Below are 13,058 nucleotides of genomic sequence, written 5' to 3' on the forward strand. Positions count from 1 at the left end.
AAAAACAGGGCCGAAGCCCTGTTCATTAAGCATATAACAAAGTGGTGTACTGATTAGAACTGGTAAACGATACCAACTGCTGCCTGATCGTCTGTTGCCAGTTTGGCAGATTCAGAGTAATCGTTGTCGTTCAGCAGGTTGAATTTGTACGCAGCGTACACGTTCATGTTCTTGTTGAAGTAGTACCAGGTACCGAGTTCGATGTATTTCACCAGGTCAGCATCGCCACCGTTGAAGGTTCCACGTGCTTTCAGGTCCTTACCTTTAGACTGGACGTAGCCCAGGGATGGACGCAGACCGAAGTCGAATTGGTACTGAACAACAGCTTCGATGTTCTGGGTTTTGTTAGCGAAGTTGTTATCAGCTTCACGAGTCATGTTAGTGGTTTCAGCATACTGAACTGCTGCGTAGATGTTGTTCGCATCGTATTTCGCTGCAGTAGACCATGCTTCTGCACGAGATCGCCGCCGGCGCTTGCCCAATCAGCGGAGTTGCCAGCAGCAACCTGCTCGTTGGTGCGGTCAGCAGTTTCATAACCCGCTGCCAGTGCGAAGCCTTCGCCCAGTTCGTACTGAACAGAGGAGCTGAAGCCATCACCGTTACCTTTAGCGCCGTTACCACCACGACCCACGTTGATCAACTGACCATCGGCGGTGTAAGTTGCAGCGACAGCGTTGCTGCGCTCGTTTTTACCCTGATACTGAAGGGCGAAGCTCAGGCCATCAACCAGACCGAAGAAGTTCTTGTTACGGTAGGTCAGCAGGCCAGAAGCACGACCGTTCATGAAGTTATCAGTCGCAACCCAAGAGTCGCCACCCCATTCAACCAGCATATCGGTATATGCTGCCGCGTCATAGATAGCGCCATAGTTACGGCCGTAGTCCAGAGAGCCCGCGTCACCGAAGTTCAGACCAGCAAATGCCAGACGGGTTTTAGTACCCTGAGAACCTTCTGCGTTGGACGCGTCCATGTTGTATTCCCACTGACCGTAACCAGTGATCTGATCGTTGATCTGGGTTTCACCTTTGAAGCCGATACGGGCGTAGGTGGTATCTTCGTTGCTGGTGTCACCGTTGGTGGTCCAGATGTGTTCACCTACAGCTTTACCGTAGAAGTCCAGCTTGTTAGCGTTTTTGTTGTAGATTTCTGCAGCGTTAGCTGCACCAGCTACCAGCAGAGCAGGGATAACCACTGCCAGAATATTGCGCTTCATCATTATTTATTACCCTCATTGGTTTTTTTATGACACTCGCCACTGCCGTCAATAAATTCTGTCAATAAATATTTCCGGAACTATTGATGAGAGTTTGGTGTCTTTATGTATCTGACAGGCATCTTTCCATTCACCGAAGCGTTTCGCTAGCCTGAAAGTGCTACAATTCTCAAGATTAAGTAACCGAAAGAAAATATGTGTAACTAAATATGTATTTTTCGGAACTTTGTGAACCATCTCAAACTTCAGAACTCCCTGGCGAATTAAGCGGCAGTGTTTATCCTATATATATGAATTCCTTATGATTAATTTGGATAAAGGCAATTCATATAAACAGAGGCTAAACGACTTGTTTTTTCTTATGATGCAAAAAAGACATCCGGATGGCTAAAAAAATGGTTGAAATTTGTGCTATTGCTTGAGGATGTAATAATCGCAATAAGAATGGAGTTTGTTTTTTGTGGCTGGATATTTCACGGAAACAATACGTAACAGGTAGCGGTTGTGACGGGGTGATGGTTTAAAAATGCTGACTTTACGCTGACGTAAACTGACAATGCAGAATAAAATAATGGCCAGCATTCGCTGGCCATTTTAGTCTTTTATCGATTAGAAGCTGGCGTTACGTGGAGTACGTGGGAAAGGAATCACGTCACGTACGTTCTGAACACCGGTCACGTAGGCAATCAGACGCTCGAAGCCCAGACCAAAACCAGCGTGCGGTACGGTACCGTAACGACGCAGATCGCGGTACCAGCTGTAGTCAGCCGGATTGAGACCCATCTCTTCCATGCGTGCGTCAAGTACGTCGAGACGCTCTTCACGCTGAGAACCGCCGATGATTTCACCAATGCCCGGCGCCAGTACGTCCATCGCTGCAACGGTTTTACCGTCTTCGTTAAGGCGCATATAGAAGGCCTTAATGTCTTTCGGGTAGTTTTTCACGACAACCGGTGCTTTGAAATGTTTCTCGGCCAGATAGCGTTCATGCTCAGACGCCAGGTCAACGCCCCAGTAAACCGGGTTCTCGAACTTCTCGCCGCATTTCTCAAGGATTGCTACCGCGTCGGTGTAATCCACCTGTGCAAAGTCAGCGGAAACGAAACGCTCCAGACGCGCTACAGCATCGCTGTCTACGCGCTCGGCGAAGAATTTCATGTCGTCAGGACGCTCTTCCAGCACCGCTTTGAAGACATACTTCAGCATCGCTTCCGCCAGGCCGGCAACATCGTCCAGGTTGGCGAACGCCACTTCAGGCTCCAGCATCCAGAATTCTGCCAGGTGACGGCTGGTGTTGGAGTTTTCGGCGCGGAAGGTTGGGCCAAAGGTGTAGATTTTAGACAGCGCGCAGGCGTAGGTTTCGCCGTTGAGCTGACCGGATACGGTCAGGAAAGCCTCTTTGCCGAAGAAGTCTTTGTCATAGTCCACTTTACCTTCTGGCGTACGCGGCAGGTTTTCCATGTCCAGCGTCGAAACACGGAACATTTCACCTGCACCTTCTGTGTCAGAAGCAGTAATCAGCGGGGTAGACACCCAGAAATAACCCTGCTCATCGAAGAAACGATGCAGCGCCTGCGCCAGCGTATGACGCACACGCGCCACTGCACCAATCAGGTTGGTACGTGGGCGCAGGTGAGCGACTTCGCGCAGATACTCAATGCTGTGACGTTTAGCCGCCATCGGATAGGTATCCGGATCTTCAACCCAGCCGGTGACTTCAATGGCAGAAGCCTGAATTTCGAAACTCTGGCCCTGGCCCGGTGATGCCACAACCACGCCGGTAACGATAACGGAACAACCCGTCGTCAGATGCAGAACGTCATCATTGTAATTGGGCAGAGAATTATTAATGACGGCCTGTACAGGATCAAAGCAGGAACCGTCATAGACGGCAAGGAAGGAGATGCCAGCTTTAGAATCTCGGCGGGTACGCACCCATCCGCGCACGGTGACTTCCTGGTCAACGGCGACACGGCCCTGGAGTACGTCGGCTACAGGCACAACGCTCATAATATTCTCTCTGTTAATAGTCGGAAAAAATAGACACTTGTCCACCCTTATGGGGGGATATCTATGTTACCTGCCATCTGCCATCAGACAAGTAAATTTCGCAGTCAAAAGGGAAGAATTGAGAAATAAATAAGAAGTCGGGAGCCATGAAGGCTCCCGTAAGCGTTTAGCTGGCTTTTTTAATCTGCGGGAGATCGAACGCTTTGCGCAATGCGCGGACAAACGCTTTGTCATGGCAGATGGTTTTACCCGGGCTATCGGAGAGCTTCGCCACCGGCTTGCCGTTACATTCCACCAATTTTATGACGATGTTCAGTGGTTTCACCTGAGGGATGTCACAGGTCAAACGGGTACCAATCCCGAAGCTCAGGTTAACCCGGGTGTTGAACTGGCGATAGAGCTCAACCGCTTTCGGCAGGTCAAGATTATCGGAGAAGACCAGAACCTTGCTCATTGGATCAATACCCAGCTTTTCATAGTGGGCAATGGCTTTCTCACCCCATTCAACCGGATCACCGGAATCATGGCGTAACCCCTGGTAACGCTCAGCGAACTCGGGACCAAAATCGCGCAGGAAGGCATCCATCGTAATACAGTCGGTGAGGGCGATCCCCAGTTGATTTGGGTACTCCTCTAGCCATGCGGCCAGCGCCGCGCGCTGGCTGTTCGCCAGGTCTGGGCTTATCTGCTGATGCGCCTGGAACCATTCATGTGCCTGGGTGCCCATAGGCGTGAGATTAAGGCGACGGGCCAGATCGTAGTTGCTGGTGCCCACAAACCACGGTTCCTGCTGCAGACGCTTAACGATGGCCTCCTGAACGTCGCGAGAGAAACGGCGACGGGTGCCAAAGTCCATCAGGCGGAAGCGGGACATATCCAGCCCTTCCGTCAGCGTGGTGAAGCCCGCGAGCTTGGTTTCCAGCGCTGCGACCGCCTGTTCAACACCGGTTTCCGGCGAGCGATTGCGGTGGGCCAGTTCACTGATCACCGCCAGAAGCGGCACTTCCCACATGATCACTTCACGCCACGGGCCTTCGAGACGAATATCCAGCTTACCATTATCGTTAAGTACAGTGACCTGCTCTGGCTTATAGCGGAAGTCGCGCAGCCAGTTCAGGTAGTCAGCTTTGAAGAAAGGCAGGCCTGAAAGCCACTGATATTCATCGTCCTGCAACGTCAGATGCTGCATAGCATCGACCTGTTCACGAATAGCGTCTGCGTAGATACCGAGCAAGTCGTCGCCACGGCAGCGGAATTCGGCCGCGACATGAACGTCATAGTAATGGTGGAAAACGGCTTGCTGCATATGCAGTTTATACGCGTCAGTATCCAGCAACGTATGCAGAACAGGAGAAACGAATTGAGTCATAGGTGCGCAGTAGCATCCTCTCACAGGAGCGTTTAGTACAATAAACAACTCCGGAGTATACCTTGTTTAGTGATTTATTGAACCCCGATCACAACATAAGCGCGTTTTATGGTCGAGGGCATTTTGTGCCCCGTGTTATATAAATGTAGCAAAAAAGGGTTTTGTACCTGAAAAGATGAACATTCTGCGTAGCGCGTTTTACACAACAGGAATATATTGAAACGTTACTCGACAAACGATGCATAAGGTTTTCTATGACACAACAGCCACAAGCCAAATACCGCCACGACTACCGTGCGCCGGAATACCTGATTAGCGATATCGATCTGACTTTTGACCTGGATGCCACTAAAACCGTTGTGACGGCGGTAAGCCAGGTGACGCGCCACAGTGCGACTGCCGTGCCACTGCGTCTTGATGGTGAAGACCTGACGCTGGTCTCCCTGCATATTAATGATGAAGCCTGGTCTGACTATAAAGAAGAAAACAACCAGCTGGTGATCGACAACCTGCCGGAACACTTTACGCTGCGCATCGTGAATGAAATCAGCCCTGCCGCCAACACGGCGCTGGAAGGACTTTACCAGTCTGGTGTGGCGCTGTGCACTCAGTGTGAAGCGGAAGGTTTCCGTCACATCACCTGGTATCTCGATCGCCCGGATGTGCTGGCACGCTTCACAACGAAAATTATCGCCGATAAAACGCTCTACCCATTCCTGCTCTCCAACGGTAACCGTGTGGGCGAAGGCGAACTGGAGAACGGCCGTCACTGGGTGCAATGGCAGGATCCGTTCCCGAAACCATGCTATCTGTTTGCGCTGGTGGCGGGTGATTTCGACGTGTTGCGTGATACCTTTAAAACACGCTCCGGCCGCGAAGTGGCACTAGAGCTGTTTGTTGACCGTGGCAACCTGGACCGTGCACCGTGGGCGATGACGTCGCTTATCAACTCCATGAAGTGGGACGAAGAGCGCTTTGGTCTCGAATATGATCTCGACATCTATATGATCGTGGCTGTCGATTTCTTCAACATGGGCGCGATGGAGAATAAGGGTCTTAACATCTTTAACTCCAAATACGTGCTGGCGCGCACCGATACCGCTACCGATAAAGATTATCTCGATATTGAACGCGTTATCGGTCACGAATATTTCCACAACTGGACGGGTAACCGCGTCACCTGCCGCGACTGGTTCCAGTTGAGTCTGAAAGAGGGACTGACCGTCTTCCGTGACCAGGAGTTAAGCTCCGATCTGGGTTCTCGTGCGGTTAACCGCATCAACAACGTGCGTACGATGCGCGGCCTGCAGTTTGCGGAAGATGCCAGCCCAATGGCGCACCCGATCCGCCCGGATAAAGTCATTGAGATGAACAACTTCTACACCCTGACGGTGTATGAAAAAGGTTCTGAAATTATCCGCATGATCCACACTCTGCTGGGTGAAGAGAACTTCCAGAAAGGCATGCAGCTCTACTTCGAGCGTCATGACGGCAGCGCGGCCACTTGCGACGATTTTGTGCAGGCGATGGAAGATGCTTCCAATGTGGATCTCTCTCACTTCCGCCTCTGGTACAGCCAGGCCGGTACGCCGATTGTCACCGTCAAAGACGATTACAACCCGGAAACCGAGCAGTACACCCTGACCATCAGCCAGCGCACGCCGCCGACAGCGGAGCAGGAAGAGAAACATCCGCTTCACATTCCGTTCAGCATTGAACTGTATGATAACGAAGGCAAAGTCATTCCTCTCCAGAAGGGCGGCCACCCGGTACACCACGTGCTGAATGTGACCCAGGCAGAGCAGACCTTCATCTTCGACAACGTTTACTTCCAGCCGGTCCCTGCGCTGCTGTGTGAGTTCTCTGCACCAGTGAAACTGGAGTATAAATGGAGCGATCAGCAGTTGACGTTCCTGATGCGTCACGCGCGCAACGACTTCTCCCGTTGGGATGCCGCGCAAAGTCTGCTGGCGACCTACATTAAGCTCAACGTAAACCGTCATCAGCAGGGCCAGCCGCTGTCGCTGCCTGCCCATGTGGCTGACGCGTTCCGCGCGGTCCTGCTGGATGAGAAGATTGACCCGGCGCTGGCGGCTGAAATTCTGACCCTGCCGTCAGTGACTGAAATCGCCGAGTTGTTTGACATCATCGACCCAATTGCCATCGTCGCGGTGCGTGAAGCGTTGACCCGTACGCTGGCTGCAGAACTGGCCGATGAGTTCCTGGCGATTTATAACGCCAATAAACTTGATACTTATCGCGTAGAGCACGCGGACATCGGTAAGCGTTCTCTGCGTAATACCTGCCTGCGCTATCTGGCGTTTGGTGAGGCTGAGTTGGCGAACACGCTGGTAAGCAAGCAGTATCATGAAGCGGATAACATGACTGACGCGCTGGCTGCCCTGGCTGCAAGCGTCGCCGCCGAACTGCCGTGCCGTGATGCGCTGATGCAGGAGTATGACGACAAGTGGCATCAGGATGGCCTGGTGATGGACAAATGGTTCATCCTGCAGGCGACCAGCCCGGCGCAAGACGCGCTCAGCAAAGTACGCAGCCTGCTGAAGCACCGTTCGTTTACCATGAGCAACCCGAACCGCGTACGTTCCCTGATTGGCGCGTTTGCCAGCAGCAACCCGGCCGCGTTCCACGCCGAAGACGGCAGCGGTTATGAGTTCATGGTTGAAATGCTGACCGAGCTGAACAGCCGTAACCCGCAGGTGGCATCACGTCTGATCGAGCCGCTTATCCGTCTGAAGCGCTACGATGCTAAGCGCCAGGCGAAAATGCGTGCCGCGCTTGAGCAGCTGAAAGGACTGGAAAACCTGTCTGGCGATCTGTACGAGAAGATTGCTAAAGCGTTAGCGTAATAAAAGATAACCCTCCCTCTCCCTGCGGGAGAGGGTCAGGGTGAGGGCATCAGGCATTAGCCTTAGCTCGCTGTAACTCCGTGCCCCCGCGCTTCATCACCCGATCCAGCACTTCTGCCTCCAGCTCCGCCAGTCTTGCCGAACCTACGCGACGAGGGCGCGCAATATCCACCGTCAGATCCAGACCCATTTTCCCTTCTTCTATTAACAGCACGCGATCGGCCATCGCTACCGCTTCAGACACGTCATGCGTCACCAGCAGCACCGTAAAGCAGTGCTTCTGCCACAGGGCTCCAATCAAATCCTGCATTTCGATCCGCGTCAGGGCGTCGAGTGCGCCGAGTGGCTCATCAAGCAACAACAGGCCCGGACGATGGATTAACGCCCGCGCCAGCGCTACGCGCTGCTTCTGCCCACCTGACAGCGCCGCAGGCCATTCATCCGCACGATTTTCCAGCCCTACGGCGGCAAGTGCCTGGCGGGCCTCATCTCGCCAGTTGCCTTTAAGCCCCAGCCCGACGTTATCAATTACCGTTTTCCAGGGGAGCAGGCGTGCATCCTGAAACATCATGCGGGTATCGTTCTGAATATTCGCCAGCGGCGTTGTACCAGCAAGAATTTCTCCATCGTTGGGGGCCTCCAGTCCGGCTAACAGGCGCAACAGCGTGCTCTTACCGCCGCCGCTGCGCCCGACAACGGCTACGAATTGTCCGGCAGGAATGTGCAGATCCAGCGCATTCAGAATGGTGTTTTCGCCGTAGCGTTTGGTCACGCCGTTCAGCAGTAACGGCGTCCCCTGGTTCAGTCGTGCTGTATTCATGCTTTCGACTCCTGAAGGGTATAGGCCGGGTTCCAGCGCAGCCAGCTGCGTTCCAGACACTGGGCGCTGACGTCGGCGAGTTTGCCGAGCAGGGCATAAAGGATGATCGCGACTACCACCACGTCCGTTTGCAGGAATTCGCGAGCGTTCATCGCCAGATAGCCAATGCCGGAGTTGGCCGAAATGGTCTCTGCCACAATCAGCGTTAGCCACATCAAGCCGAGCGCAAAACGCACCCCCACCATAATGGAGGGCAAAGCGCCAGGCAGAATCACGTGGGTAAAGAGGGCGAAACCCGATAAACCATAGCTGCGCGCCATCTCGACCAGACCGCGATCGATGTTACGGATCCCGTGCCAGGTATTGATGTAAATCGGGAACAGGGTGCCCAGCGCGACGAGAAATATTTTGGCGCTCTCATCAATACCAAACCACAAAATCACCAGCGGGATCAGCGCCAGATGCGGCACGTTGCGCAGCATCTGAATGGAGGTATCCAGCAGCCGCTCGCCCCAGCGTGAAAGACCGCTGATCAAACCCAGAATCAGGCCGATGCTGCCGCCGATGGAAAACCCAATCACGGCGCGCCAGGAGCTGATCGCCAGATGTTGCCACAGCTCTCCGCTGACGCTCAGCGACCAGAACGCTTCGATAACGCCCATAGGTGCGGGCAGAATGCGGCTCGACAGCCAGCCGGTGGACGACGCGAGCTGCCAGACGGCCACGATACCGACGGGCAAAAACCACGGCGCGGCGCGCAGGAGCCATTTTTGTGAGATGGCAGACATGGTCACTCCTTAGCTTTGTGCGGCTTTTCGTGGAATAAATTCATTCGCCACGGCTTCGCCCTGAAGCTGGAGCGGTTGCGGCTGAGGAATTTCCGGGATGGCGACATCCAGATGCGGGAACAACAGCTCGCCCACTTTGTACGCCTCTTCGAGATGCGGATAACCGGAGAGAATAAAGCTGTCGATGCCCAGGTCAGCGTATTCATTAATACGGGCTGCCACGGTCGCACCGTCGCCGACCAGCGCCGTGCCCGCACCGCCGCGTACCAGGCCAACGCCTGCCCACAGGTTTGGGCTGATCTCAAGATTCTCGCGCTTGCCGTTGTGCAGGGACGCCATTCGGTGCTGCCCGACGGAGTCGGTTTTGGCAAACGCAGCCTGTGCTTTCTCGATGGTCTCATCGTCCAGATGGGAAATCAGACGGTCGGCTGCCTGCCAGGCTTCCTGGTTGGTCTCGCGCACAATGACATGCAGGCGAATACCGAAGCGTACCTTGCGGCCATAGGCGGCCGCTTTAGCGCGTACCTGGGCTATTTTTTCTTTCACCAGCTCTGGTGGTTCGCCCCAGGTCAGATAGAGATCAACCTGCTCTGCCGCCAGGTCCTGCGCCACGTCCGATGACCCGCCAAAATAGAGAGGAGGGCGTGGCTGTTGGACGGACGGGAAGTAGAGTTTCGCGTCGCGAACATGAATATGTTTACCTTCGAACGTCACGGTTTCACCTTCCAGCAGACGTCGCCAGACGCGGGTGAATTCGGCGGAGGCTTCATAGCGCTCAGTGTGATCGAGGAACACGCCGTCGCCCGCCAGCTCCTGCGGATCGCTGCCCGTAACAAGGTTAAACAGGGCGCGGCCATTGGACAGTCTGTCCAGGGTTGCCGCCTGACGCGCCGCCACGGTGGGGGAGACCACGCTCGGACGCAAGGCCACCAGAAACTTCAGACGCTGGGTGACCGGGATCATCGACGCGGCGACCAGCCAGGCATCTTCACACGAGCGTCCGGTCGGGATCAGTACGCCAGTGAAACCAATTCTGTCCGCTGCCTGTGCAATCTGCTGCAGGTAGCCATGGTCAACCGGGCGTGACCCCTCTTCCGTACCAAGATAGTGGCCATCACCATGGGTGGGTAAAAACCAGAAAAGATTCAGACTCATGATTTTGTTCCTTCTTTACCGGCGGGCTGCCAGATACGTTCGCGAATAGTGACCTGTTTTGGCACCAGGTGGTTTTGATAGAAGAGGTCAGCCGTTTGTTGCTGAAGTGCGGCGACGTGCGCGTCTACGGGCGTGATGGTGGTCGGTGGACGGTGGTTGAGATAGCTCGCGATCACCGGCTCAGGTAAGCCCATGGTTTTCGCCAGCAGGGCAATGCTCTCCTGACGCTGGCTTTGAGTCAGTGCATCCGCCTGAGTAAAGGTATCAAGAACCTCTTGCACAAAGGCGCCGTTCTTTTCCGCATAAGGGCGAGCAGCCAGATAGAACGAGCCGGTCTGTTTAAGCGTGGTGCCATCTTTTAGCACCCGTACACCGCCCTGCAGTAATGCGGCGGAATAGTACGGATCCCAGATGGCCCAGGCATCAACGTTCTTCTGCTGGAACGCGGCGCGCGCGTCGGCAGGCGTCAGGTAAACGGGCTGAATGTCGGTAAACTTGAGTCCGGCCTCTTGCAGAGCACGCAGCAGCAGGTTGTGTGAGCTGGAGCCTTTCTGGAAAGCAACTTTATGCCCTTTAAGGTCGGCGACGTTTTTAATGTCGCTATTTTCAGGTACCAGAATCACTTCGGCCTTCGGTTTGGGCGGTTCAACACCTACATAGAGCAGGTCTGCTCCCGCGGCCTGGGCGAATATCGGCGGGATATCGCCTGTACTGCCCAGATCAATACTGCCCACGTTCAGCGCTTCCAGCATCTGAGGACCAGCCGGGAACTCAACCCAGGAGAATTTTGTGTCCGGGAAGCGTTTTTCCAGAAGCTGGTGGCTTTTTGCCAGCACCATGCTGACGCTGCCTTTCTGGTAGCCAATGCGTAAGCTTTCAGGTGCCGTTTGTCCGGCATGGGCCAGCGACGTCAGCGCCATCAGTCCGGCTAGTCCAATATGGGTTAAGGTTTTAAACATGTGCAACTCCTTGCGGATGACCAAAAGCAGGTGCCTGGATATCCCTGCGATGCAGGGCATGCCAGAAGGTTTCCAGGGCGTTATCGAGGCGGGTTTGCAGATTCGGTGTAAAGTGCGGTTTATGTTGATAGTCGATGACCTGGGAGTCGTCCGCGAACACACCGTGGAGGATCTCCTGTGCTTTCAGGGCGTTCAGCACCGGCTTCAGGGCATAATCCACCGCCAGTAAATGCGCCACCGTACCGCCCGTTGCCAGAGGCAGCACCACTTTGCCATCCAGCGCACGTTCAGGGAGCAGGTCAAGCAGGGTTTTCAGTGCCCCGGAAAAAGAGGCTTTATAAATGGGGGTCGCCACGATTAACCCATCAGCGCCTTTAAGCTGCTCCGTCAGGGTGTGAAGCGCCGGGCTGTCAAAACGGGCATAGAGCAAATCTTCAGGTTCGAAGTTATGCAGGTTCCAGTGGCACACTTCCACATCCAGGGCATTAAGTTTTTCACGGGCATATTCCAGCAGGGCGCTGGAGCGTGAAGGGAATCGTGGACTTCCGGCCAGAGTAATGACGCGCATACGTTCTCCTTATAACCAATTGTTTGCTTTTATCTAACATTCATAACAATTTTCAGGAGTGTGACACTAAGCGGTTATTCCACTAAATGATTTATCTGCAATTTAAATGCGAAAAAGTGAATAAGAAATGAGCCGGGAGGTAAACGATTGCGTTTTACGCTGATTTTTTGCCGCAGGTCAATTCCCTTTCGGCGTCGGATCGCCCATAATCCCCTCCCGGTTTGCACACCGGGAATCCAGGAGAGTTCATGTACTACCCCTTCGTTCGTAAAGCCCTTTTCCAGCTCGACCCTGAGCGCGCTCATGAATTTACATTCCAGCAATTACGTCGTATTACAGGAACGCCGCTGGTCGCTCTGGTGCGTCAAAATGTGCCGGAAAAACCTGTGCAATGCATGGGATTGACCTTTAAAAACCCGCTGGGTCTTGCGGCAGGTCTGGACAAAAATGGCGAGTGCATTGATGCCCTGGGCGCGATGGGCTTTGGCTCTATCGAAATCGGTACCGTCACGCCGCGCCCACAACCGGGAAATGACAAGCCGCGTCTGTTCCGCCTGGTCGAAGCTGAAGGCTTGATCAACCGCATGGGCTTTAATAACCTCGGTGTCGATCACCTCGTTGAGAATGTAAAAAAAGCCCATTTTGATGGCGTATTAGGTATCAATATTGGCAAAAATAAAGACACGCCGGTAGAGCAAGGTAAAGATGACTATCTGATTTGTATGGAAAAAGTCTACGCCTATGCTGGTTATATTGCGGTGAATATTTCCTCACCCAATACCCCGGGACTGCGTTCTTTGCAATATGGTGAAGCGCTGGACGATCTTCTGAGTGCCATTAAAAATAAACAAAATGAGCTGCAGTCGATCCACCATAAATATGTTCCCGTCGCGGTTAAGATCGCTCCGGATCTTTCTGTCGAAGAATTGATCCAGGTTGCCGACAGTTTAGTTCGCCATAATATTGATGGTGTGATTGCGACCAATACCACACTCGATCGCTCCCTGGTTCAGGGAATGAAAAACTGTGACGAAGCGGGTGGGTTAAGTGGACGTCCGGTACAATTAAAAAGCACCGAAATTATTCGTGCATTGTCAGCGGAATTAAAAGGTCGTTTACCGATTATCGGCGTCGGTGGTATCGACTCTGTGATTGCTGCACGCGAGAAGATGGCAGCAGGTGCGTCACTGGTGCAAATCTATTCCGGCTTTATTTTTAAAGGACCACCGCTGATTAAAGAAATCGTCACTCATATCTAATCTTTTCTCTTAATCAGACAACCAGGGCTTTATTTCCGGCCCTGGTTGTT

The 13,058-nt window shown here is 53.6% G+C and carries 11 protein-coding genes; 2 read left to right on the forward strand and 9 right to left on the reverse strand.

Annotation, left to right across the window (positions count from 1 at the left end):
• Positions 1–53: 53 nt before the first annotated feature.
• The 4 genes from ACLHV8_RS06480 to pncB all read right to left on the reverse strand — a co-directional run bounded on the left by ACLHV8_RS06480 (position 54) and on the right by pncB (position 4,592).
• Complete coding sequence (locus ACLHV8_RS06480) at positions 54–482, reverse strand: porin (RefSeq protein WP_410376831.1); 429 nt, start codon at positions 480–482, stop codon at positions 54–56.
• Positions 374–1,216 carry a porin gene (locus tag ACLHV8_RS06485; RefSeq protein WP_410376832.1) on the reverse strand — a complete coding sequence of 281 codons (843 nt, stop codon included), beginning with the start codon at positions 1,214–1,216 and terminating at the stop codon, positions 374–376. The genes ACLHV8_RS06480 and ACLHV8_RS06485 overlap by 109 nt, the downstream gene beginning before the upstream one ends.
• A gap of 606 nt (positions 1,217–1,822) precedes the next feature.
• On the reverse strand, positions 1,823–3,223 hold the full coding sequence (gene asnS, locus ACLHV8_RS06490) for an asparagine--tRNA ligase (protein ID WP_049005482.1): 1,401 nt from the start codon (positions 3,221–3,223) through the stop codon (positions 1,823–1,825).
• A 166-nt stretch (positions 3,224–3,389) separates the two neighbouring features.
• Positions 3,390–4,592 (reverse strand): nicotinate phosphoribosyltransferase, encoded by a 1,203-nt coding sequence (gene pncB, locus ACLHV8_RS06495; protein ID WP_208594462.1) that lies wholly within the window; start codon positions 4,590–4,592, stop codon positions 3,390–3,392.
• Between the two features lie 254 nt (positions 4,593–4,846).
• On the opposite strand from pncB, the gene pepN reads away from it, so the two are divergent.
• On the forward strand, positions 4,847–7,459 hold the full coding sequence (gene pepN / locus ACLHV8_RS06500; protein ID WP_208594463.1) for an aminopeptidase N: 2,613 nt from the start codon (positions 4,847–4,849) through the stop codon (positions 7,457–7,459).
• Positions 7,460–7,508: 49 nt separating this feature from the next.
• Here the strand turns inward: pepN and ssuB are convergent, their stop codons facing one another.
• The 5 genes from ssuB to ssuE are packed head-to-tail and all read right to left on the reverse strand — an operon-like array spanning position 7,509 to position 11,749.
• A complete protein-coding gene (gene ssuB / locus ACLHV8_RS06505) occupies positions 7,509–8,279 on the reverse strand; it encodes an aliphatic sulfonates ABC transporter ATP-binding protein (protein WP_049006668.1) in 771 nt (256 codons plus the stop codon).
• Entirely contained in the window at positions 8,276–9,067 is a 792-nt protein-coding gene (ssuC, locus tag ACLHV8_RS06510; RefSeq protein ID WP_208594464.1) for an aliphatic sulfonate ABC transporter permease SsuC, read from the reverse strand. Before ssuC ends, ssuB begins: the two co-directional genes overlap by 4 nt.
• Positions 9,068–9,076: 9 nt before the next feature.
• On the reverse strand, positions 9,077–10,222 hold the full coding sequence (gene ssuD / locus ACLHV8_RS06515) for an FMNH2-dependent alkanesulfonate monooxygenase (protein ID WP_208594465.1): 1,146 nt from the start codon (positions 10,220–10,222) through the stop codon (positions 9,077–9,079).
• Entirely contained in the window at positions 10,219–11,181 is a 963-nt protein-coding gene (locus tag ACLHV8_RS06520; RefSeq protein ID WP_049006677.1) for a sulfonate ABC transporter substrate-binding protein, read from the reverse strand. The genes ssuD and ACLHV8_RS06520 overlap by 4 nt, the downstream gene beginning before the upstream one ends.
• The gene (gene ssuE / locus ACLHV8_RS06525; protein ID WP_028019224.1) at positions 11,174–11,749 is read right to left on the reverse strand and encodes an NADPH-dependent FMN reductase; all 576 of its coding nucleotides are present in this window, start codon (positions 11,747–11,749) and stop codon (positions 11,174–11,176) included. The genes ACLHV8_RS06520 and ssuE overlap by 8 nt, the downstream gene beginning before the upstream one ends.
• 248 nt (positions 11,750–11,997) lie before the next feature.
• On the opposite strand from ssuE, the gene pyrD reads away from it, so the two are divergent.
• Complete coding sequence (gene pyrD / locus ACLHV8_RS06530) at positions 11,998–13,008, forward strand: quinone-dependent dihydroorotate dehydrogenase (protein ID WP_028019223.1); 1,011 nt, start codon at positions 11,998–12,000, stop codon at positions 13,006–13,008.
• Positions 13,009–13,058 lie beyond the last annotated feature (50 nt).

It is taken from the genome of Enterobacter sp. CPE_E863, from assembly GCF_046521465.1.
Taxonomy (GTDB): Bacteria; Pseudomonadota; Gammaproteobacteria; order Enterobacterales; family Enterobacteriaceae; genus Enterobacter; species Enterobacter adelaidei.

Bases quoted from the DNA above. Each gene is read 5' to 3' on its own strand.
- ACLHV8_RS06485 (WP_410376832.1), bottom strand. From the start codon at position 1,216: ATGATGAAGCGCAATATTCTGGCAGTGGTTATCCCTGCTCTGCTGGTA.
- asnS (WP_049005482.1), bottom strand. From the start codon at position 3,223: ATGAGCGTTGTGCCTGTAGCCGACGTACTCCAGGGCCGTGTCGCCGTT.
- pncB (WP_208594462.1), bottom strand. From the start codon at position 4,592: ATGACTCAATTCGTTTCTCCTGTTCTGCATACGTTGCTGGATACTGAC.
- pepN (WP_208594463.1), top strand. From the start codon at position 4,847: ATGACACAACAGCCACAAGCCAAATACCGCCACGACTACCGTGCGCCG.
- ssuB (WP_049006668.1), bottom strand. From the start codon at position 8,279: ATGAATACAGCACGACTGAACCAGGGGACGCCGTTACTGCTGAACGGC.
- ssuC (WP_208594464.1), bottom strand. From the start codon at position 9,067: ATGTCTGCCATCTCACAAAAATGGCTCCTGCGCGCCGCGCCGTGGTTT.
- ssuD (WP_208594465.1), bottom strand. From the start codon at position 10,222: ATGAGTCTGAATCTTTTCTGGTTTTTACCCACCCATGGTGATGGCCAC.
- ACLHV8_RS06520 (WP_049006677.1), bottom strand. From the start codon at position 11,181: ATGTTTAAAACCTTAACCCATATTGGACTAGCCGGACTGATGGCGCTG.
- ssuE (WP_028019224.1), bottom strand. From the start codon at position 11,749: ATGCGCGTCATTACTCTGGCCGGAAGTCCACGATTCCCTTCACGCTCC.
- pyrD (WP_028019223.1), top strand. From the start codon at position 11,998: ATGTACTACCCCTTCGTTCGTAAAGCCCTTTTCCAGCTCGACCCTGAG.